Genomic DNA, 21,002 nt, shown 5'->3' on the forward strand with positions numbered 1-21,002 from the left:
AGAGCAAGAAGCCACTTGAGGAGTTGGACGGATGGGTGCGACGTAAGCTTCGGTGTGCCATCTGGCGCCAATGGAAGCAGCCCTCGACGAGGGCGCGCAACTTAATGCGCTTGGGGCTTGGCGAAGCTCGTGCCTGCAAGTCAACGTCGAATGGCCGCGGCCCATGGTGGAACTCGGGGGCGTCGCATATGAATCAGGCGCTGCCGAAGAAACTGTGGAACCAACTCGGACTGGTCTCGATACTGGACACGATCAACGGCTTATCTGCATAACCTGAACCGCCGTATACGGAACCGTACGTACGGTGGTGTGAGAGGACGGCGGATGCAAATCCGCCTCCTACTCGATCTTTCAAGATTCACTGTGGACCCCTGTGGGAGCGGGCTTGCTCGCGAATGCGTCGGGTCAGCTTGCACAAGTGTTGGATGTGCCGCCGTCTTCGCGAGCAAGCCCGCTCCCACAGGGGATTGCATTGATCCGTTAGTTCTTCAGCGGTATCAATACCGCTTCATCCTCTCCCATCACCATGAACACCAGCAATTTCGCCGGTTGGCTCGTGCTGGCGTTTTTCGACACCAGGTGCTCGGAACCCGCCGCTTCATACCAGAACTCACCGGCCTTGTAGGTCTTCGCCGGTTCGCCCTTGACCTGGGAGGTGATAGCACCTTCCAGCACATAGGCCATGGCCGTTCCTTCATGTTTGTGGGCAACGGACGACTGGCCGGGGGCGTAGTCGACCGTCAGCATCATGGTTTTTTTACCCGGCAGGTTCTTCAGCATCTTCTCCTGCAGTACGTTGACCTTTTCCGAAGGCGCGGTTTCGTGGGCATAGACCGGGGCCAGGGGCAGCAGACTGAGGGTGGCGATCAGGCAGAGGGTTTTCATTGCAATGACCTTCGTGGGTTTGAGTGAGTTCGCGCTGGCGCGGCGATGGATTCACCCTAAGCCCCACGGTGGTGCAAACAAACGTCCAATCTTTAAGAAGGCGGGTAGACCAATACCGTGATCCACCAAACTTGAAAGGTAACCCCCCTGTAGGAGCTGCCGAAGGCTGCGATCTTTTGATCTTTCGATTGAGATCAATTGGATTGGACAAGATCGCAGCCTGGTTGCACTCGGCAGCTCCTACAGGCTCAGCGGGAGCAAGCGCCCTCGTCACAGGAGAAGTGTTCTATATGCCCCACGCATTTTGCCAGCCGTCAACTGTCAGGACTGACAGTTGACGGGGCCGGATTCATGGAGCAAAACGAAATCGCCCTTGCATCAGCAGTAGAGCATTGAATTTTCAACCCCGGTATTTGGCACAAGGGCTCTCAACCCATACAGGAGTTATCCAATGTCTACTGACTTGTCTCGTAACGCCGGAAGCCTTGATCCTACCTTTGGCTCTGGCGGAAAAGTGTTCCCTTCCAACTCCGCCGACCCTCTCATGCCCGGGAGCGTTTCGGGGCTTACCATCGCTCCCGACCACAAGGTGCTCATCGCCGGGAGATTCGGCCAGAACTACAGCATTATCCGCCTGAACCCAGACGGATCCGCCGACAGGGACTTTGGCGAATACGGTGTGATCACGGGCAGCTTCGCAGAGGGCTACGCCTCTGGCGGAGAGTCCATTTCACTGTTGGACAATGGTCAGATACTACTGACTGGCCTCTTTAAGGAAGATGATCAATATAGCCCCAGCCTGTCTGCGGCAGCACGTTTTTACAGCGATGGGCGTCTGGACACCAGGTTCGGTTTTAAAGGCCATGTCGTCATCCGGCTACCACTGGATCAATCCAATCCAGCCATTGCGGATAATGCAACCCGTGACGGTAGCGGACGCAGCAGTGTCAGTGCCACAGTCCTCCCTGATGGAAAAATCTGGATGACCAGCGTACACCGCTACAGTTTTATCGATAGTGTCGGCGTGCTGATGCGGCTTGAGTCGAACGGCAATCTGGATCTCAGCCTGAACAACGGTAAGGGCTTCGTCATCGTGCGATACCCTGAGTGTTCGACTGCAATCACCACACACCTGATCCAGCCAGATGGAAAAATCGTCGTCGCCGGGATAGCCATCGTTGGCGGACGCGAAGCTGCATTCACTGCACGTTATATGTCTGACGGAACGGCTGACCCAAGTTTTGGCAGTGCGGGATTTGTTCTCACTGAGATTGAAAGGCCGACTCAAATTCTGTCATTGGCGTTGCAAAAGAACGGGAATCTCGTCGCTGCAGGTTCGACAACCGTCGCTCCAACAGCTGGCTTTCTGCTAAGCCTCCGCCCAGATGGCAGGAATGATCCGCTGTTCAACCGAGGGGTGCCGTTGTTGACATTGATTGACGACAATCCGTACGGATCGCAATGGATCGGTGTTGCCACTGATGACAGCGGAAAAATTGTCGTAACGGGCGCTACTCTGGGGGGCGAAGAGGCCGACATCCTGCTTGCACGATACCTGAGCGATGCCAGCTTGGACGGCAGTTTTGGCGATGGCACGGGAATTGTGCGAACCAAAATCGGCAGCGGTGTCGATCATCCTCAAGCCATTGCACTACAGGAGGACGGTCGTATTGTGGTCATCGGGATGTTCTTCTCGGAGAGCGGCTTCAGACCGGTCGTTCTTCGTTTCAAGAATTGAGTGCTGGCGTCCGGCTACGTAAAGGCAGGGGTGCCACAGTGCGTTTCAGACAATCGGGAAACTGTTGAAATCCACGCTGCGGGCCAGGCGACTATCGATCAGGCCGATGAAGCCCTGCACCTCGGGGCAGTTGAAATGGGCTTGCATCGCCGCTTCCGATTGCCAGCGAGCGCTGACGGTCCAGCGGTCACCGTCGTCCGGGCAACGGTCAACCATGTAGGCATCGCACCCAGGCTGCGCGCGCAGGGTTTCGACGATTTTCTGCAACTGGCGGCCCAGTTCTTCCGAGCGACCAGCGGCGGCTTGGACCTGTACGGTATTGATCACCTGGCGAGTCATGGTTCTGGCTCCTGAATCAAGTCGGACGGGATTTGGCTCGACATCAACGAGACCCCAGCAGGATAGGCCTGTAATGGCGAGGCTAAAACAGCCAATGAGCGGATAAATGCCCAGTCCAATGGCTCAAGTGACCTGCTGCAAAATGTCTCGCAAGCGGTCCAGGGCGATGTCAATGTCCAGGGTGTCAATGGCGCCGAAACCCAGGAACAGGCCGGGACGCACCGCAGCCTCATTGAAAAAGCCGTCAAGGCTGTACAGCCCGACTTCGGCTTTTCTCGCCAGCTCGATCACCAGCGCCAGGTCGATGGGCACCTTGCACAACACCGCCATATGAAAGCCCGCGGTTGTGGGAACCGCCTCGAACCAGGGCGACAAATCCCCGCCCATGCGTGCCAGGATTCGCTCGCGGCGCCCGGCATACAGCGTGTGGCAACGGCGGATGTGCTTGAGCAGGCAGCCCTCGGCGATGAACTTCGCCAACGCCCACTGGGGCAGGGTGGAGGTGTGCTGGTCGGTGAGGCGCTTGGCCAGGATCACTGCTTCAAGAATCGCTGGCGGCAGGATCGCATAGCCGAGCCGCAGTTCCGGCAACAAGGTCTTGGAGAAGGTGCCCACGTACGCGACGATCCCGCGCTCATCCAGGCTCTGCAACGAATCGGCGGGCCGGCCTTCGTAGCGGAATTCGCTGTCGTAGTCGTCTTCGATGATGATCGCCCCCAGCTCATAGGCCCGCGCCAGCAGGGCGTTGCGGCGGGCCTGGCTCATGGGCATGCCCAAGGGAAACTGGTGGGAGGGCGTCACATAAATCAGCCGCGTGCCGTCGGGGATCAGGTCGACCCGCATGCCTTGCTCGTCCACCGGCACCCCGGCCACCGTGGCGCCCTGGGAGCCGAACAGCAAGCGCGCCGGTGGATAGCCCGGATCTTCCATGGCCACCAGGCTGCCGGGACGGGTCAGCACCCGCGAGATCAGGTCCAGGGCCTGCTGTGCGCCGTTGCAGACCACGACGTCTTCATCCTGGCAATTGACCCCACGGGAAAACGCGATGTGCCGGGCAATGGCATTGCGCAGCGCCGGCAGGCCTTCGGGCTGGCTGTAGAAGCCCTTGGCACTGGCAATCTGACGCAGCGCGTGGGCGGTGCAACGCCGCCAGTCGTCCAGCGGAAACTGACCCTTGCCCGTGGCGCCGCCGATGAAGTCGTAGCGCAACGCACCTTCGAGGGTGGGATGGCGCATCAGGTCGGGCATGGTGCGCCAGGCTTCGACGACGTCGGCACCGGCCAGCTCGCGGTGGCTCTGCTTGCGCACGATCCTGGCCGGCCGTGCGTTGACGTAGGTGCCTTTGCCGATGATGCCGGTGAGCAGGTTTTCGTAGGTCAGTTGGGCGTAGGTGTCGGAGACGGTCTTGCGCGAGACGCCCAGTTGCTCGGCCAGCAGGCGGCTGGGCGGTAGCTGCGTGCCGGCCGCCAGGCGACCGCTTTCGATGGCGCTGCGCAATTGTTGATACAACTGGCCCGACAGGTCCTTGCGGCCGTTGATGACAACATGAAGTTCCATACCCGCAAGCTCCTGGGCGGTTGTTCGGTGGCCGGCGTCAAAGGCGCAAGATTACCCGCATTGTGCGACTGCATAGAAGTTGCGTGGGGAAAATCCTGTGCATTGGACTTGTCCCCGGTTTTTTCGCCGAATTGGACCTGTCATTGACCGGTCCCTGAGCTTACCGTGAAGGTCTCGAATGCCACGGAGCCCGCCATGAGCCCGCGTCTGGATTACTACACCGCATCCCCCGGGGCGATGCGAGCCATGATCGGCCTGGAAGCCCTGACCAGCCGCCTGAGTATCGAACCGGCGCTGTTGCACTTGATCAAGATCCGCGCTTCACAACTCAATGGCTGTGCCTTCTGCACCGACATGCATTCGGTGGAGGCCCGACGCCAGGGCGAGACCGAGCGCCGGCTCTACGCGGTGGCGGTGTGGCGCGACAGCGGTTTTTTCACGGCCCGTGAACGCGCCGCCCTGGCCTGGACCGAGGCGGTGACGCTGTTGGCTGAAAGCCAGGTGCCGGACGAAATCTATGCCCAGGCCCGGGCCTGTTTCAGCGAGGAGGAATTGGTGGACCTGACCCTGGCGATCAGCACCATCAACAGCTGGAACCGGCTGGCGGTGAGTTTTCGCCAGAGTCCCAGTGCTTGATTGCCAATCCTGAAGGAGACTGTGGCGAGCTGCTTTTGTGGCGAGGGGATTTATCCCCGTTGGGCTGCGTAGCAGCCCCAAAAACAAGAACTCAATCTATCTGACATACCGAGCTGTCAGGCTTTAGGGCCGCTCGCGCCCCAACGGGGATAAATCCCCTCGCCACAAAAGCGGCGTCGTTACTTGAGCAGCGGCGAGGTCCCCGAGGTAGCCGGCGGCCGTTGGGGCTTGACCGAAGTGCCGAATGTATTGCCCATGCGCACCCCCGTGGCCGCCGGGGTAGCCAGGCCAATGCTGTTCGGAGCGCGCTCGTTGACCGGCACATTCATGGCGTCCTGGGCCTGTTGCGCCGCCTTCGCGGCCTGGGGGTCGTTGCCCATCTGCCGACTCAGGCAGTTGTAGTCTGGGGTCTTGTAACCGCCAACGGTTACCTCGATACAGGCCGGGGCTTCTTCACCCTGGGCCCCGGGCAGGGCCATGAACAGCCCGAGGCCTGCCATCATGTTCATCCACGGTTTCATCTGCGACCTCCTGGCCCGCCGCAGCGGACGGTGCGTTGTCAGGGCACCAGTCTAGTGCGGCCTGGAGGATTTGTATCGGTTGTCATACGACATTCATAAACACCCCTCAGGATGACGATTTTCAACGGATACGTCAGTCGTGCAGCAGGGCAGAGCCGGGGGCGGACGCGGACGTGGATTGACCAGGGCGCCCTTGGGGTGGCTGATGGTGTTGCTGTGTCTGCTGGCCGGACCGATCCAGGCGGTCGGCCTGGTGGACCTGGACATCGCGCCCCAGGAACTGACCACGGCGCTGGAGCAGTTCAGCCGGGCGACGGGCATGGCGGTGCTGGTGGACCATCAGTTGTCGAGCCAGCGTCATACGCTGGGTGTCCAGGGGCAGTTCACACCTTCCGAAGGGTTGAGGGTGTTGCTCAGCGGCACCGGACTGGCGGCGCACTATGCCCGGGCGGATGCGTTCACATTGCAGCCGGTGCGGGTCCGAGAGGTGCCGCTGCCTCCCGGCGTCACCCCAGGCTTGAGTGACAGCAACTACGCGGCAGCGATCCAGGCGGTCATCCAGCGCAATTTGTGTCGTTCACCGTTGACCCGCCCAGGCAGTTTCCGGGCGGTGCTGCAAGTGTGGATCGGCCGGGACGGCGTGGTCCAGCACAGTCGCCTGGTCAGTTCCACGGGCGACCTGATGCGGGACAAGGCCTTGGTCAACAGTTTGCAGAACCTCAGGATCGACCGCCCGGCGCCCAGCTCGTTGCGCCAGCCGGTGACCCTGCTTTTGTTACCCGACTTATCAGGAAGAAGCATGGAATGCATAGCAGGGGAAGGGGTGTCCGGGCGATGAAAGACTCCGGTCGCAGCCCGTTGGTGAGGTTGTTCCTCACCTCGTATGAGGATTTCAAGGTGCGCCTGCGCAGACGCCTGGGCTCCGAGGAACTGGCCAACGATGTGTTGCATGAAACCTACCTGCGGGTCGATCGCATGGTCGATACCCAGGAGATTGCCCAGCCCAACGCTTATTTGTATCGCATGGCCCTGAATATCGCCGCCGACCGCCGGCAGGCCGATGCGCGTTTGCTCACGGGCGATGAAATCGAGGAATTGCTGCAGGTCTCGGATGAAGCGCTGGATCCGGCCCGTGTGGTGGGTGGGCAGAAGGAGCTGCAGACCCTGCTCAAGGCCTTGTACGAACTGCCGGCGCGCCGCCGCAGGATCTTCATCGCCGCACGCCTGGAGGAAGCACCGCACCTGGAAATATCCCAGCGCTTCGGTATTTCCACGCGCATGGTGGAGAAGGAGATCAAGGCTGCGTTGGGGCACTGCGCCCAGCGCCTGGAAAGAAAAGTCATTCAGCGGTTCGGTCCCGGCGCGGGAAAACCGTCTTGAGAGTAGAGACCCGACCCTTTCGTGAGTGTGTGTGCGCTTGAACATCTTCAGCATCGCTTCCCCTGACGCCACGCCCCAGGCCCGATTGGCCGGCGAGGCCCGAGACTGGCTGATCCTGCTGACCTCGGGGCGCGCCACCGTGGCCGATGCCCGGGCCTTGCGCCTGTGGTGCGGGCAGAGCCCCGAACATGCCCAGGCCTTCGAACAGGCCAAGGCGTTGTGGCAGGGGCTGCAACCGGCCGCCGCAGCGTTGCAGGCGCCGCGGCATTTCGGCCGCCGGGCGTTGCTGGGTGGCGCCATCGCGGCATCGGCGGCCTTCCTGTTGATCCGCGCCACGGTGCCAGGCGGTGTTTCCGGGCTGGGAGCCGACTACGTCACCGACGTCGGCGAACAGCGCCGCGTGGAACTGGCCGAAGGCGTCAGCCTGGAGCTCAACACCCAGACCCGTCTCAGTCGCCGCGCGCTGGCCGATGGCGGACAAGGACTGGAATTGCTCAGCGGCGAGATTGAAGTGCAGGGGCGCAGTGCCCAGGTGGTCAGCGTCCAGGCCGGCGCCGGTTGGATCAGCGCCGCCCAGGCACGCTTCAACATCCGCTACACCGACCAGAGCGTCTGCGCGACCTGCCTGGAGGGCGTGGTGCAGGTCGAGGTGCAAGGCCGGCGGTTCCGTCTGGAGCCGGGCATGCAGATGACTTACGAGCCTCACCAGGTGGGCGCGCCCAAGCGTGCCGATGTGTCGGCCGCCGTTGCCTGGCGTGAGCAGGTGCTGGTGTTCAACGACGCGACCCTGGCCAGCGTCATCGACGAAATCAACCGCTACCGTCCCGGCATGTTGCTGCTGCTCAACCGCGAACTGGGCCAGCGCAAGGTCCAGGCGCGGTTTCGCCTCGACCAGTTGGCGGGCGTGGCGCTGTTGATCCGCGATGCCTACGGCGCCAAATGCACCGAGTTGCCGGGTGGCGTGGTGGTGCTGAGCTGAGGCCTGCGGCGCCTGGCGGGCCTCATCGCGAGCAAGCTCGCTCCCACAAGGGTGTGCCCAAATCTTGAGGTCACCCGTTAACGCTGTGGGAGCGAGCTTGCTCGCGATGAGGCCGGTACATTCGACATCATCCTTGACAGACCCACCGCTATCGCGAGCTAATCCAGCGGCCCCAACACCTGTCGATACGTTTCGGCCCCCTGGGGTGTCTGGCGGGTCAGGCTGATTTCGATGCCCATTGGGTTTTCCTGGCGGTTGCCGCTGAGCTTGCGCCAGCCTTTTTCCTTGTCCCAGAACCGCAGTCCGGCATCGCTGACGTCACTGAGCACGGCCACGCCCGAGCCGGGTGCGGGCAGGGGGTAGCGACTGCGGGCCTGGCCTTGGGCGCGGTAAAGCGTGTCACCCTTGAGCCACCAGCGCACCCGTTGCAACTCGCCTTCCTGGGTCGCCGCCACGCGGATCACATCCAGGCGAAAGCCCCGACCTTCGGTGCTGCGCACGGTGAGGGCGGTCGGGGCGGTCGAGGGCTGGTCGTCGACGCCGGGTTTGACCGGTTCACTCAGCTCGATGCTGGCGCGCAGGGCCACGTCGCGCTCCAGTTGGTTCAACATCCGCAGCAGCGCTTCGGTCTGCTCGGTACTGGCCTGCAAATGGCTGTCGGCACGAGTCACGCTGTCCAGCCCACGCCAGGCGATCAGGCTGACCACCGCCATCAGCAGGATCGCCACCATCACTTCCAGCAAGGTGAAGCCTGTCTGCCGGGCACTCATTGGAGTTGCACCCGCCCCGCGGCACTGCGTTGTACCGTGAGGCTGTTCACGCCGTCCGACAAGCGGATCTGCAAGGGCTCGCCGAGCCACTCGGCATTCAGCACCACCCGTTGCCTGGGGTCCACGCGAACCTCCATCGACGGGCTCTGCCAGCGACGCGGATGCAGTTGCGGATCATCCTTGAAACGATCCAACCCGGTGCCTTGATCGGCGCGACGACTGAAACCAAACCCCTTGGCGTCCCAGCGCCAGGTAATCGGTCGCCCGTCGGTGCGGGCTTCGGTCTGGGCCAGTTGCAGCAGTTGCACCAGCCGCTCGCCGTCCTGGCGCAGCAACTTCAACGGATCCGGCTTGATGCTCAGGCTCACGGCGGCGCTGGCAATGCCGATGATCACCAGCACCACCATCAGTTCGATCAGGGTGAAACCGCGTTGCTTGCCGAGGTTCATGCGCGCTCCTTTGCGTGAAACCATCCTGCACGGTGAAGATGATAAGGATGTGAAATAAAACGGAGAGAATTGACGCGTAGGCTGGACGCTGGAACCCAAGAAAGGAGATTCAGGCCATGGCGTTCATCGAGCGTGTGTCCCCGGCGCAAATCGTCCAGGCCGTGGGTCTGTTGGCGGCGTTGGCCGGGGTGGCGGCCTGGTCTTCGCTGCTGCTCACGTCGGCCGAGTCGCGCACGCCGGATGTCGCCCCGCAACGCATGGCCGAACGTTCCGATAACCCGGCGCTGCAATGGTTCTCCAACCAGCCGGCAGCGGTGGACATCAAGGTCAGCGGTGTGATGGCCGGCACGCACACGCCCGTGGCGATCCTCAGTCTCAACGACGGACCGCCGCGCAGTTTCCTGGTCGGTGAAAGGGTGGCCCAAGGCGTACGGTTGGTGGCGATCGAGGCGCAGGCGGTGGTCATCGAACGTGGCAATGAGCAGACCCGGCTGGTCCTGGCTCGGTTGCCGGATTCGGTGAGTTTGCCCTCGCTAACCCGCTGAAGCCGATGTGGCGAGGGGATTTATCCCCGCTGGGCTGCGCAGCAGCCCCAAATAGCAGAATGCATTAGGCCTGGCATTTAATGAGGCTGATATTAGGGCTGCTGCGCAGCCCAGCGGGGATAAATCCCCTCGCCACAGAGGATGTGTTAATCCACTCCACTCAGGGTTTTTCCCGGCTGACCAACGTCTCCAACCGAGCCAACGGCGGTGCTTCGCGACTGCGATCCGACACGCTCAGTTCAACCCGCAGCAGCCGGCCGTTTTCCGCCGGGCGCAGGTTCTGTTCGCAACGCAACAGCAATCGCCCCTGGTCGCATTCGAACACTTTCGAGCCCTGGGCAAAACGACCTTCCAGACGCAACTGCGCCAGTTGGCTGCGGGCGGCCAGCAGGGCGATGGATTTGTCGCGCAGCAGGCCGTTGCTCTGGGTCATCACCGCCGCCACGCGCACAGCGGCCGACATGGCCACGGCGATGATCGCCAGGGCCACCAGCACTTCGATCAGGGTGAAGCCGGCTTGCGGAGCGAGGCGTGGCATGGCGCGGGCTCGGGGTGAGGGCAGCCTTGAAGATTAGCCGGCGTTCGTGACCAATTGACGACGCAAGCTCCTGAGCAATTTCAATATCACTGACATATTTTCTTGCAACACTGCGCCTCGAATCGAATCCAGCGAAGGACCGTCGAGATGCAGATCGCCCGTTACAACGCCCGTCCCCAAGGCCCTCGCGGGCAGCGGGGTTTCACCCTGATCGAAATCATGGTCGTGGTGGTGATCCTCGGCATCCTGGCGGCGATGGTGGTGCCCAAGGTGCTCGACCGTCCCGACCAGGCGCGGGCAACGGCGGCGAAACAGGACATTGGCGGCCTGATGCAAGCCCTGAAGCTGTATCGCCTGGACCACGGCAGTTACCCGAGCATGAACCAGGGCCTCAAAGTGCTGGTGGAGAAGCCGGCCGATGCGAAAAACAGCACCTGGCGCTCTTACCTGGAGCGCCTGCCCAACGACCCATGGGGCCGTCCTTATAACTACCTCAACCCGGGTGCCAACGGCGAAGTCGATATCTTCTCCCTTGGCGCCGACGGTCAGCCTGACGGCGACGGCGTGAATGCCGACATTGGCTCCTGGCAGTTGTAAGGGCCGTGATGCGAACGGATTCGCCCCTCGCGGCGAAGCAGCGCGGCATGGCGCTGATCAGTGCCTTGCTGATTGCTGCCGTGGTGGCGGTCATTGCCGGTGGCATGCTGACCCGCCAGACCCTGTTCACTCGCAGCCTGGAGGCCGAGCAGTTGCGTGTCCAGGGCTCGGCGCGGTTGCAGGGTGGCCTGCAACTGAGTCGCCAGTTGCTCTGGGATGCCAGGCAGCGCGATCCACTGACGCGCTTCGGCCAACCTTGGGCCAAACCTATCGTGATACCGGGTTCAGGCCAGATCGACACACCCTTCGAAGGCCAGTTGGAAGATGAGCAAGGCAAGTTCAACCTGCGCAACCTCGTCGCCAATGAGCGGGTGGACGAGGAACAAGTGCGCGCCTTCGAACGCCTGTGCCAGCAATTGGGCGTGGCCGCGACGGTCCGCACGCGTATCGTCGACAGGGTGGTCGAGGCCTATCCGCGCCTGTTGAGTCCGCAGCGGGTGGACCAGGCGCCAAAGGCCAATACCTTCAACAGCGGCCGCGAAACCTCGCCCCAGGCCGACAACACGCCGCTGGCCCCGACACGCCCGATGCTGCGCACCTTGCAAGACTTGCGCAGCGTCAAAGGCGTCACCACACGGTTGCTGGACACACTGGCGCCGTACGTGACGATCCTGCCCACCAACACCTGGCTCAATGGCAACACCGCCAGCGCCCCGGTGCTGGCCGCCTACGTGCCGGGGCTGTCGCTGCAACGGGCCGAGGCTCTGGTCAGGGAGCGCGATGGCGGCCACTGGTTTATCAATCGCGGGGATTTCGTCAATCGCCTGCGCATGCCGGAGTTGGACACGGCCAGCGTCAAGGTCGGCATCACCAGTGATTGGTTCCGCCTGCGGGGCCAGGCACGCAGTGGTCAGCGGCGGGTCGAGCTGGAGGCGTTGCTGCAACGTACCGAGGACCGCTTGCCCCAGGTGATCTGGTCGAGGGTGGGGGTATGACGCGCTTGCGCATCGCCCTGGCGCCGCTGGACAGCCTGGACCTCGACAGCCCGGTGGCGTTTGCCTGGCTTGATCGCCAAGGCCAGGTCCGTGAGCAAGGCCGCAGCAGCCTTCGGGCGCTGGGCCAGAGTGGTAAAAACCTTTCGGTGGAGTGTTTTCTTCATCCCCGCGACAGCGTGTTGACCCGCCTGGAGTTGCCGCTGTTACCGGCGGCCAGGATCACCGCAGCGGTGACGTGCGCGGCCCAGGCCCTGATGCTCGGAGCCAGCGAACAGATGCAGGTGGCCCATGGCCCGCGTGGGGTCGATGGGCAGGTGCAGATCGCCTGGCTGGACCGTGAATCCCTCGCCAATCTCGGGCGGCTTGTGCACCAGGCCGGCATGAAACTGCGTGGCCTCTACCCGGCGGCCTACGCCTTGCCGGTGCTGTCGGGGCCGGTGGCCTGTATCGAGGACGACCATCTGCTGGTGCGCCATGACCTGCAGCACGCCGTGGTGCAACCGTTGCAACAAGAGGCGTTGGACGAGTGGCTACTGGAAACGGGGCCCGGGGTGCATTGGGTGGGCGAGGCGCCGCCGCAACCTTCGATCGATGCCTTGGCCGAAACCCAACGCTGGATGGGCCCTGCGCCAGGCTGGGGGTTGCATGCCGGCCTTGCACGCAACGCCGTCGAGCGCGGTGGCTGGGGCCGGGCGGCGGCGATCTGCGCGACAGCACTGGCGGTGTGGGTGATTGGGCTGAACCTCTACGCCGCCCGTGAAGCAGCCCAGGGTCAACGGCTCAAGGCGCAGATGAGCCAGCGGGTGAAGCAGGCGTTTCCCGAGTTGCCGGTGATTCTCAACCCGCTGCAACAGGCGCGTCAGCAAATCGCTGCGCGCCAGAACGGTGCGGCGACCGACCCGGCCCAACGCTTTGCCAGCCTGGTGCAACAGGCGGGCAGTGCCATGCCGTTCATGAGCGGCAATGTCCAGGCGCTGGTGTTCGAGAACGGTGAGTTGCGCCTGAATGTCGTGGCCGAGGCGCAGAAAACCGCCGCCGAAGAGGATTGGAAAATCCCCCTGGTCCAGGCCGGCATCGACGTCGCCGCCATCGATCAGGGTTGGACCCTGCGTGTGGCACCGGCCGGCCAGGGCAGCCCCGACGAAAACCCGGACGCCGATGATGAATAAGCATTCTCTGGCATTGGTGTGGGGGCGCTGGGCAACCTATCGCACGCGTTTGCGCACGTTCTGGCAGGGGCTGGCGGTGCGTGAGCAAGCCGCCGTGGCCCTGGCTGCGCTGGTGGTGGGCGGCTGTCTGGTCTGGCTCGCACTGATCCAGCCGCCGCTCAAGACTATCGCCTATTGGCAAGCCGAAACCCCGAAGCTGCGTTCACAGACCGAAGCCCTCGAAGTGCTGTTGCGCGACGTCGCGGGGCCCGCACCCGAGCAGCCTCTTGAAACCGCCTTGCGCCAGAGCCTGGACGCCAGTGGCTTGAGCCAGCATTACCAATTGCAAGCGCCTGGCGCCGAGCGCCCCAAGACCTGGCAGCTCACGTTCGACCAGGCCCCAGCGGAGGCGGTGATCAGTTGGTTGCTGGGCAACCCACGGCAATTCTCCCTGGAAGTGATCGAGGCCCGTTTGCAGCGCACCGCCCTTGCCAATCCCGACAACCACGACACCGACAATACCGCCGGCACACTGTCCGGAACCGTTCGCATGGATCAGGCGCAAGGCGCTAAGGAAGCTTCATGAAAGGGGCCAGATACCCACGTCATTGGCGCAAGGCTGCACCGCTGTTGTTGCTCGCGTTAAGTGCGTGCAACAGCACGCCACCCGCGTCGCAGCCACCGTTGCTGGTGGACAGTGAGTTGGGCATTCCGTTGGGGAGTACCCAGCGCAATGGCGATGCAGTGCTCGATCGTCAGCGGGCCCAGGACCTGCGTGAACATAAGCCCGCGGTGCGGCATCAGGTCGACCTCACTAGCCGTGCTCGCGAGCCGCGCAGCAATGCGCCGGCGCGCACGCCCTTGGGCGATCAACCGGTGACGCTGAATTTCGTCGAGGCGGATATCCAGGCGGTGGTGCGGGCCTTGTCCCGTTCCACCGGCCAACAGTTTCTGGTGGACCCGCGGGTCAAGGGCAACCTGACGCTGGTGTCCGAAGGCCAGGTCCCGGCCCACCAAGCCTACGACATGCTGCTGGCCGCGCTGCGCATGCAAGGCTTCAGCGTGGTCGACGTCGGTGGCGTGGCCCAGGTGGTGCCGGAGGCCGATGCCAAACTGCTGGGTGGGCCGATCTACAGTGCCGACAAACCGGCCGGCAACGGCATGCTCACCCGCACCTTCCGCCTGCAATATGAGAACGCGGTGAATCTGATCCCGGTGCTGCGCCCGATCGTGTCGCCGAACAACCCGATCAATGCCTACCCGGGCAACAACACCATTGTCGTCACCGATTACGCCGAGAACCTGTCGCGGGTGGCGCAACTCATCGAAGGCATCGACACCCCGAGTGCCATCGACACCGACGTGGTGCCGATCCACAACGGCATCGCGGTCGACATCGCGCAAATGGTCTCTGATCTGCTGGAAACCCAGGGCGGCGACCAGACCCAGAAGATCAACGTGATCGGCGACCCGCGCTCCAATTCCATCATCATCCGCGCCGGCAGCCCCGAGCGCACGGAGCTGGCGCGCAACCTGATCTACAAGCTCGATAACGCCCAGAACAACCCGAGCAACCTGCATGTGGTGTACCTGCGCAATGCCCAGGCCGGCAAACTGGCCCAGGCCCTGCGCGGCTTGCTCACCGGGGAGAGTGAAGGCGAGAGCAGCGACAACTCGCGCTCGGTGCTCAGTGGCATGGGCGCCAGTACCAACGGACAGAGTGGGCAGGGCAGCAGTGGCGATGGCACCAGCGGCACCACCAGCGGCAATGCTTCGACCAGCGGCAACGGCTACGGCCAAGGCAGCAACGGCACGACTTCCGCTTCGACGAAAAACGAACAGAACACCGCTTTCAGCGCCGGCGGCGTGACCATCCAGGCCGACGCCACCACCAACACCTTGCTGATCTCCGCGCCGGACCCGCTGTACCGCAACCTGCGGGAAGTCATCGACCTGTTGGACCAGCGGCGCGCCCAAGTGGTGATCGAGAGCCTGATCGTCGAGGTCGGCGAGGACGACGCCAGCGAATTTGGCGTGCAATGGCAGACCGGCAACCTCGGTGGCAGCGGGGTGATCGGCGGGGTCAACCTCGGCGGCACCGCGCTCAACCTCAACGGCAAGACCAGCATCGATGTCTTGCCCCAGGGCCTGAACCTGGGGGTGGTCAACGGCACGGTGGACATTCCGGGTATCGGCAAGATTCTCGATCTCAAGGTCCTGGCCCGGGCCTTGAAGAGCAAGGGTGGCACCAATGTGCTGTCGACGCCGAACCTGCTGACCCTGGACAACGAAGCGGCGAGCATTTTCGTCGGCCAGACCATTCCCTTCGTCAGCGGCAGCTATGTCACCGGCGGCGGTGGTACCAGCAACAACCCGTTCCAGACCGTGACCCGCGAGGAGGTGGGTTTGAAGCTCAATGTCCGGCCGCAGATTTCCGAAGGCGGGACGGTCAAGCTCGACATCTATCAGGAAGTCAGCAGCGTCGACAATCGTGCTTCGAGCACCACCGGCATCGTCACCAACAAGCGCGCCATCGACACCAGCATCCTGCTGGACGATGGGCAGATCATGGTCCTCGGCGGGTTGCTGCAGGATGGCTACAGCCAGAGCAATGACGCGGTACCGTGGTTGTCGACCATTCCGGGGATCGGCGCGCTGTTTCGCAACGAACGGCGGCAGATCACCAAGACCAACCTGATGGTGTTCCTGCGGCCCTACATCATCCGCGACACGGCGGCGGGACGCGGCATTACCCTCAACCGCTACGACTTCATGCGTCGCGCCCAAGGCCTGCTGCAACCAGACCGCAGTTGGGCAATGCCGGACATGCAGGCCCCGCAGTTGCCGGCCTCGGCGAGGGCGATTCCGGGGACGGCGCCTGCCGGGGTGCAGATGCCCAGGGCGGTGATCAAGGCGGTGCCTGTGATGGAGCCGATTGGACAATGAATTTCGTGGCGAGGGAGCTTGCTCCCGCTGGGTTGCGAAGCGACCCCAAAAAAATTGCATGCCATCTGCCTGGCACACCGAGGTGCCTGGTTTTGGGGCTGCTGCGCAGCCCAGCGGGAGCAAGCTCCCTCGCCACAGTGGTGGGTGGGTCAGTCGTAGAGGAAGTGTGCCCATGAACACCCTCCCATACGCCTGGGCCAAGGCCCAGCGCCTGGTATTGCGTCAGTCCGCAGAGGGGGCGGTGCTGATGGTGTGCCCGTCCACGCCGGGCTGGTCCATCAGCGAGGTGCGTCGTCTCACCGACCTGCTGAATTTCGTGGCGAGGGAGCTTGCTCCCGCTGGGTTGCGAAGCGACCCCAAAAAGATTGCATGCCATCTGCCTGGCACACCGAGGTGCCTGGTTTTGGGGCTGCTGCGCAGCCCAGCGGGAGCAAGCTCCCTCGCCACAGTGGTGGGTGGGTCAGTCGTAGAGGAAGTGTGCCCATGAACACCCTCCCATACGCCTGGGCCAAGGCCCAGCGCCTGGTACTGCGTCAGTCCGCAGAGGGGGCGGTGCTGATGGTGTGCCCGTCCACGCCGGGTTGGTCCATCAGCGAGGTGCGTCGTCAGTTCGGCGACGTGCGGCTGGAGCGGGTGCGCGACGAGGAGCTCGATGGGCTGCTCAACAGTGCTTATGCCGACACGGGCAGTGCTGCCGCCGTCGTGGGCGCGGCGGAAAACGAAGTGGACCTCGACCGGTTGATGCAGGACATCCCCGAGATCACCGACCTGCTGGACACCCAGGACGGCGCGCCGGTGATCCGCATGATCAACGCCTTGCTGACCCAGGCCGCACGAGACGAGGCCAGCGACATCCACATCGAACCCTACGAGAGCCATTCGGTGGTGCGCTACCGCGTCGACGGCACCCTGCGCGATGTGGTTTCGCCGCGAAAGGCCCTGCACGGCGCGTTGGTGTCGCGGATCAAGATCATGGCCCAGCTCGACATCGCCGAAAAACGCCTGCCCCAGGACGGACGCATCGCCCTGCGCGTGGCTGGGCGACCGATCGATATCCGCGTCTCCACGGTGCCCACCGGCCACGGCGAACGGGTGGTGATGCGGTTGCTGGACAAGCAGGCCGGACGCCTGCAACTGGAAACGTTAGGCATGGACCCGGACGTGCTGGGCAAGCTCGATCACCTGATCCGTCAGCCCCACGGCATCGTCCTGGTCACCGGTCCCACCGGTAGCGGCAAGACCACCAGCCTCTATGCCGCCCTGGCCCGGCTGGACGCCAGCGTCCACAACATCCTCACGGTGGAAGACCCGGTGGAATACGATTTGCCGGGCATCAGCCAGATCCAGGTCAACGCCAAGATCGACATGACCTTCGCCCTGGCGTTGCGGGCGATCCTGCGCCAGGACCCGGACATCATCATGATCGGCGAAATCCGCGACCTGGAAACCGCGCAAATCGCCGTGCAGGCCTCCCTCACCGGTCACCTGGTGTTGGCGACGCTGCACACCAACGACGCGGTGTCGGCCATCAACCGCTTGATCGACATGGGCGTCGAGCCGTTCCTGCTGGCCTCGTCGATGCTCGGCGTGCTGGCCCAGCGACTGGTGCGCAGGCTCTGCCCGCAGTGCAAGCAACCGGATCCGGCCACGCCCGGCACCTGGCGCCCGGTGGGTTGCCCGAGCTGCAACCAGACCGGCTACAGCGGGCGCACCGGGATCCATGAACTGTTCTGCATTGACGATGACATCCGCACGCTGATCCACCAGGGGGCAGGGGAGCAGGCACTGCGCGCCGCTGCCCGTCGAGCCGGGATGTTCAGCATGCGCGAGGATGGCGAGCGCTGGGTGCGCAGTGGCACCACGGCCCCTGAAGAAATCCTGCGCGTGACACGGGACGCCTGATGAATCGCTACCGTTTCGAGGCCGCCGACGCCCAGGGCAAGATCGAATCCGGACATTTGGAAGCCGACAGCCAGGGGGCAGCCTTCAACCTGTTGCGCAGCCGTGGGCTGACGGCATTGCAGGTGCAGGTCGAGCGCAACACGCCACCGGCCAACGGCGGAGGCTTGTTCAGCGCCAAGCTCTCGGACAACGACCTGGCCTGGGCCACCCGCCAACTGGCGAGCCTGCTGGGCGCCAGCCTGCCGTTGGAGGCCGCATTGAGCGCTACGGTGGAGCAGGCCGAGCGCAAGCACATCGCCCAGACCTTAAGCGCGGTGCGCGCCGATGTGCGCAGCGGCATGCGCCTGGCCGAAGCCCTGGCGGCACGCCCCCGGGATTTTCCGGAAATCTATCGGGCGTTGATTGCCGCCGGTGAAGAGTCCGGCGACCTGGCCCAGGTGATGGAGCGATTGGCGGACTACATCGAAGAGCGTAACAACTTGCGGGGCAAGATCCTCACGGCGTTCATCTACCCTGGGGTGGTGGGGCTGGTGTCGATCGCCATCGTGATTTTCCTCCTCAGCTACGTGGTGCCCCAGGTGGTCAGCGCGTTCTCCCAGGCCCGGCAAGACCTGCCCGCGCTGACCGTGGCGATGCTCACTGCCAGTGATTTCATTCGTGCCTGGGGCTGGTTGTGTTTTGGCGTGCTGGCCGGTGGCTTCTGGAGTTGGCGTATGTACTTGCGCAAACCGGCGGCGCGGCTGAGTTGGCACGCGCGGGTGTTGCGCCTGCCGCTGATCGGGCGTTTTGTACTGGGCCTCAACACTGCGCGGTTTGCCTCGACCCTGGCAATTCTCGGCGGAGCAGGGGTGCCGTTGCTGCGAGCCCTCGAGGCCGCGCGCCAGACGCTGTCCAACGACCGTCTGAGCCTGAGCGTCAGCGAGGCCACGGCCAAGGTTCGCGAAGGCGTCAACCTGGCGGCGGCGCTGCGGGTGGAAAAGGTCTTCCCGCCGGTGCTGATCCACCTGATCGCCAGCGGCGAGAAAACCGGCTGCCTGCCGCCGATGCTCGAACGCGCCGCACAAACCCTGTCCCGCGACATCGAACGCCGGGCCATGGGCATGACCGCGCTGCTGGAGCCGCTGATGATCGTGGTCATGGGCGCGGTGGTGCTGGTGATCGTCATGGCGGTGTTGCTGCCGATTATCGAGATCAATCAGTTGGTTCAATAGCCCACCGCGCACAAAACCGTGGCGAGGGAGCTTGCTCCCGCTGGGCTGCGCAGCAGACCCAAAACCTGACTTTCCAGTACAACAGACAGATCGCAAGCAGCCGGTTTGGGGTCGCTTCGCAACCCAGCGGGAGCAAGCTCCCTCGCCACAAAAGCAGCCCGTTGTTTGGCAGTGACGCGACACCTCCCGAGCCTCACCCTCGCCAAACTCGGGTTCCTCGTTCTGTCATCTTCCGTCGCCCGGCAACCGTCCACCGCCCCCTCCACGGCCAACCCTCGCCATCCCCCTGGAAAATCCGCCTGAACCCACGGCGCAGAGCCCTCGAACACCCGAGGAAAAAACCCGAAAAACAGCCCTCGGCTCCCGAGGTTTTTTCCTTTATCTGTCACCGGAAACTGCGAATTTCTAACCCATGGCCTCACCCCATCGCCATCGGCACAGGACCGAGCGCCATGACGGCAAGCACGCGTCACCCAACCTTCGTACGAACACGATGAAAGGAGATTCTTCATGTTTAAGCGCAACGTTCTCGCGGTATCCCTGACCCTCGCCGGCCTCTGCGTCGCTCAGGCCGCCATGGCTGATGTCAACGGCGGTGGTGCTACCTTGCCTCAGCCGCTCTATCAGACTTCCGGCGTACTGCCTGCCGGTTTTGCCCCCTACATCGGCGTGGGCAGCGGTGCTGGCAAGGCTGCTTTCCTGACCAACGACTACACCAAGTTCGTGCCTGGCGACACCAGCGGCAAGAAAGTGCACTGGGCTGGTAGCGACTCCAAGCTCAGCGCCACTGAACTGAGCACCTACGTCAGTGCCCACGGTGCCGCCTGGGGTCCATTGATCCAGGTGCCTTCGGTCGCCACTTCGGTTGCCATTCCGTTCAACAAGACTGGCACCGCCAACGTCGACCTGAGCGTCAACCAACTGTGCGGCGTGTTCTCCGGCCGTCTGACCGACTGGAGCCAGATCACTGGTTCGGGCCGTACTGGCGCAATCACCGTGGTTTACCGTTCAGAAAGCAGCGGCACCACCGAGCTGTTCACCCGCTTCCTGAATGCCAAGTGCGCTGAAACCGGCACCTTCAGTGTCACCACCACCTTCGCCTCCAGCTACAGCGGTGGCCTGCCAGCTGGTGCCGTTTCCGCCTCCGGCAGTGCTAACGTGATGACTGCACTGAACGCTGCGCAGGGTCGTATCACCTATATGAGCCCGGATTACGCCGCTACTACCCTGGCCGGTCTGGACGACGCCACCAAGGTCGCTCGTGTTGGCGGTCTTTCCCCTGCACCAGCCAACGTGTCGGCAGCTATCAATGCCGTTACGGTTCCTGCTGTTGCCGACCGGTCAAAACCAAACGCCTGGGTGCCTATTTTCACTTCCCAAAAAGTGATCGATGAAACCATTCCGGCTGATCCTAGCTTGCGCCTCTACCCAACCACCGGCTACCCAATCCTGGGTTTCACCAACGTGATCTTCAGCCAGTGCTACGCCGATGCGACCCAGACCACTCAGGTTCGCAACTTCTTCAGCCGTCACTACGGTTCGTTGACCAACAACGACTCGGCCATCACCGCCAACCGTTTCGTGCCACTGCCTTCGGCTTGGAAAACTGCCATTCGTGATTCCTTCGTCACGGCTTCCAGCGGTCTGAGCATCGGCAACACCAGTGTCTGCAACGCCATCGGTCGTCCGTTGTAAGCCCAGGCTTGAACGACCTGCAACAGCCGGTCAGCAACGGTGAAAGCCGTTGCTGACTTTTTGCGTCATACCCGCGCCAACACAGCCACATGAAATTTTCATGACATCCGTTCGGTCCCGAGCGGCTGTAACCGCCTATCCCCTATAACCAACGCTGGCAGCTTGATAGCA

The 21,002-nt window shown here is 63.2% G+C and carries 23 protein-coding genes; 16 read left to right on the plus strand and 7 right to left on the minus strand.

The features are described from left to right. A partial coding sequence (locus BLO97_RS20995) for a group II intron maturase-specific domain-containing protein (protein WP_305882559.1) occupies positions 1-272 on the plus strand: 272 nt, incomplete at its 5' end. A gap of 208 nt (positions 273-480) precedes the next feature. Here BLO97_RS20995 and BLO97_RS21000 read toward each other — a convergent pair. Continuing rightward, positions 481-885, minus strand: coding sequence for a cupin domain-containing protein (locus BLO97_RS21000; protein WP_092145891.1), 405 nt, complete (start codon positions 883-885; stop codon positions 481-483). A 451-nt stretch (positions 886-1,336) separates the two neighbouring features. On the opposite strand from BLO97_RS21000, the gene BLO97_RS21005 reads away from it, so the two are divergent. Next, on the plus strand, positions 1,337-2,623 hold the full coding sequence (locus BLO97_RS21005; RefSeq protein WP_092347800.1) for a delta-60 repeat domain-containing protein: 1,287 nt from the start codon (positions 1,337-1,339) through the stop codon (positions 2,621-2,623). A 45-nt stretch (positions 2,624-2,668) separates the two neighbouring features. Here BLO97_RS21005 and BLO97_RS21010 read toward each other — a convergent pair whose 3' ends face one another. Together BLO97_RS21010 and BLO97_RS21015 are read right to left on the minus strand one after the other, a co-directional pair. After that, on the minus strand, positions 2,669-2,962 hold the full coding sequence (locus tag BLO97_RS21010) for an antibiotic biosynthesis monooxygenase family protein (protein WP_092145887.1): 294 nt from the start codon (positions 2,960-2,962) through the stop codon (positions 2,669-2,671). A gap of 123 nt (positions 2,963-3,085) precedes the next feature. After that, positions 3,086-4,519: a MocR-like pyridoxine biosynthesis transcription factor PdxR gene (locus tag BLO97_RS21015; protein WP_092347803.1), complete on the minus strand. Its 1,434-nt coding sequence runs from the start codon at positions 4,517-4,519 to the stop codon at positions 3,086-3,088. Positions 4,520-4,714: 195 nt separating this feature from the next. Between BLO97_RS21015 and BLO97_RS21020 the strand changes: the two genes are divergently transcribed. Next, entirely contained in the window at positions 4,715-5,155 is a 441-nt protein-coding gene (locus tag BLO97_RS21020) for a carboxymuconolactone decarboxylase family protein (RefSeq protein ID WP_063320778.1), read from the plus strand. 179 nt (positions 5,156-5,334) lie between these two features. Here the strand turns inward: BLO97_RS21020 and BLO97_RS21025 are convergent, their stop codons facing one another. Beyond that, on the minus strand, positions 5,335-5,676 hold the full coding sequence (locus BLO97_RS21025) for a hypothetical protein (RefSeq protein WP_092145881.1): 342 nt from the start codon (positions 5,674-5,676) through the stop codon (positions 5,335-5,337). A 205-nt stretch (positions 5,677-5,881) separates the two neighbouring features. On the opposite strand from BLO97_RS21025, the gene BLO97_RS21030 reads away from it, so the two are divergent. The 3 genes from BLO97_RS21030 to BLO97_RS21040 are packed head-to-tail and all read left to right on the plus strand — an operon-like array spanning position 5,882 to position 8,035. Next, positions 5,882-6,514: a secretin and TonB N-terminal domain-containing protein gene (locus BLO97_RS21030; protein WP_063320780.1), complete on the plus strand. Its 633-nt coding sequence runs from the start codon at positions 5,882-5,884 to the stop codon at positions 6,512-6,514. After that, entirely contained in the window at positions 6,511-7,056 is a 546-nt protein-coding gene (locus BLO97_RS21035; protein WP_072347363.1) for a sigma-70 family RNA polymerase sigma factor, read from the plus strand. Before BLO97_RS21030 ends, BLO97_RS21035 begins: the two co-directional genes overlap by 4 nt. A 37-nt stretch (positions 7,057-7,093) precedes the next feature. After that, positions 7,094-8,035, plus strand: coding sequence for a FecR family protein (locus BLO97_RS21040; RefSeq protein WP_092146057.1), 942 nt, complete (start codon positions 7,094-7,096; stop codon positions 8,033-8,035). Between the two features lie 158 nt (positions 8,036-8,193). On the opposite strand, the gene BLO97_RS21045 is transcribed toward BLO97_RS21040, so the two are convergent. Then, on the minus strand, positions 8,194-8,805 hold the full coding sequence (locus tag BLO97_RS21045) for a type II secretion system protein GspJ (RefSeq protein ID WP_092347806.1): 612 nt from the start codon (positions 8,803-8,805) through the stop codon (positions 8,194-8,196). Next, on the minus strand, positions 8,802-9,254 hold the full coding sequence (gene gspH / locus BLO97_RS21050) for a type II secretion system minor pseudopilin GspH (protein WP_092145875.1): 453 nt from the start codon (positions 9,252-9,254) through the stop codon (positions 8,802-8,804). The genes BLO97_RS21045 and gspH overlap by 4 nt, the downstream gene beginning before the upstream one ends. A 116-nt stretch (positions 9,255-9,370) precedes the next feature. Between gspH and BLO97_RS21055 the strand changes: the two genes are divergently transcribed. After that, positions 9,371-9,799: a type II secretion system protein N gene (locus tag BLO97_RS21055; RefSeq protein WP_092347809.1), complete on the plus strand. Its 429-nt coding sequence runs from the start codon at positions 9,371-9,373 to the stop codon at positions 9,797-9,799. 160 nt (positions 9,800-9,959) lie between these two features. Here the strand turns inward: BLO97_RS21055 and gspI are convergent, their stop codons facing one another. Next, the gene (gene gspI, locus BLO97_RS21060; protein ID WP_092347812.1) at positions 9,960-10,337 is read right to left on the minus strand and encodes a type II secretion system minor pseudopilin GspI; all 378 of its coding nucleotides are present in this window, start codon (positions 10,335-10,337) and stop codon (positions 9,960-9,962) included. Between the two features lie 147 nt (positions 10,338-10,484). Here gspI and gspG point away from each other — a divergent pair, with 147 nt between their 5' ends. From gspG to BLO97_RS21105, 9 genes are all read left to right on the plus strand, one after another. Beyond that, positions 10,485-10,934, plus strand: a complete 450-nt coding sequence (gene gspG / locus BLO97_RS21065; RefSeq protein ID WP_018614378.1) for a type II secretion system major pseudopilin GspG — start codon at positions 10,485-10,487, stop codon at positions 10,932-10,934. 8 nt (positions 10,935-10,942) lie between these two features. Continuing rightward, entirely contained in the window at positions 10,943-11,929 is a 987-nt protein-coding gene (gene gspK, locus BLO97_RS21070; protein WP_092145871.1) for a type II secretion system minor pseudopilin GspK, read from the plus strand. Further along, complete coding sequence (gene gspL / locus BLO97_RS21075; RefSeq protein WP_092347815.1) at positions 11,926-13,098, plus strand: type II secretion system protein GspL; 1,173 nt, start codon at positions 11,926-11,928, stop codon at positions 13,096-13,098. The genes gspK and gspL overlap by 4 nt, the downstream gene beginning before the upstream one ends. Beyond that, positions 13,091-13,663 (plus strand): type II secretion system protein GspM, encoded by a 573-nt coding sequence (gene gspM, locus BLO97_RS21080; protein WP_092347817.1) that lies wholly within the window; start codon positions 13,091-13,093, stop codon positions 13,661-13,663. Before gspL ends, gspM begins: the two co-directional genes overlap by 8 nt. Beyond that, positions 13,660-16,023 carry a type II secretion system secretin GspD gene (gene gspD, locus BLO97_RS21085; protein WP_092347820.1) on the plus strand — a complete coding sequence of 788 codons (2,364 nt, stop codon included), beginning with the start codon at positions 13,660-13,662 and terminating at the stop codon, positions 16,021-16,023. Before gspM ends, gspD begins: the two co-directional genes overlap by 4 nt. Positions 16,024-16,195: 172 nt before the next feature. Then, complete coding sequence (locus BLO97_RS31700; RefSeq protein WP_092347823.1) at positions 16,196-16,510, plus strand: hypothetical protein; 315 nt, start codon at positions 16,196-16,198, stop codon at positions 16,508-16,510. Continuing rightward, positions 16,507-17,925, plus strand: coding sequence for a type II secretion system ATPase GspE (gene gspE, locus BLO97_RS21095; RefSeq protein WP_092145863.1), 1,419 nt, complete (start codon positions 16,507-16,509; stop codon positions 17,923-17,925). The genes BLO97_RS31700 and gspE overlap by 4 nt, the downstream gene beginning before the upstream one ends. Beyond that, positions 17,925-19,136: a type II secretion system inner membrane protein GspF gene (gene gspF / locus BLO97_RS21100; RefSeq protein ID WP_092145861.1), complete on the plus strand. Its 1,212-nt coding sequence runs from the start codon at positions 17,925-17,927 to the stop codon at positions 19,134-19,136. The genes gspE and gspF overlap by 1 nt, the downstream gene beginning before the upstream one ends. A 510-nt stretch (positions 19,137-19,646) precedes the next feature. Then, the gene (locus BLO97_RS21105) at positions 19,647-20,831 is read left to right on the plus strand and encodes a substrate-binding domain-containing protein (RefSeq protein ID WP_092145859.1); all 1,185 of its coding nucleotides are present in this window, start codon (positions 19,647-19,649) and stop codon (positions 20,829-20,831) included. Positions 20,832-21,002: the final 171 nt, after the last annotated feature.

The sequence above is a fragment of the Pseudomonas sp. NFACC05-1 genome, from assembly GCF_900100135.1.
Lineage (GTDB): Bacteria > Pseudomonadota > Gammaproteobacteria > Pseudomonadales > Pseudomonadaceae > Aquipseudomonas > Aquipseudomonas fluorescens_Q.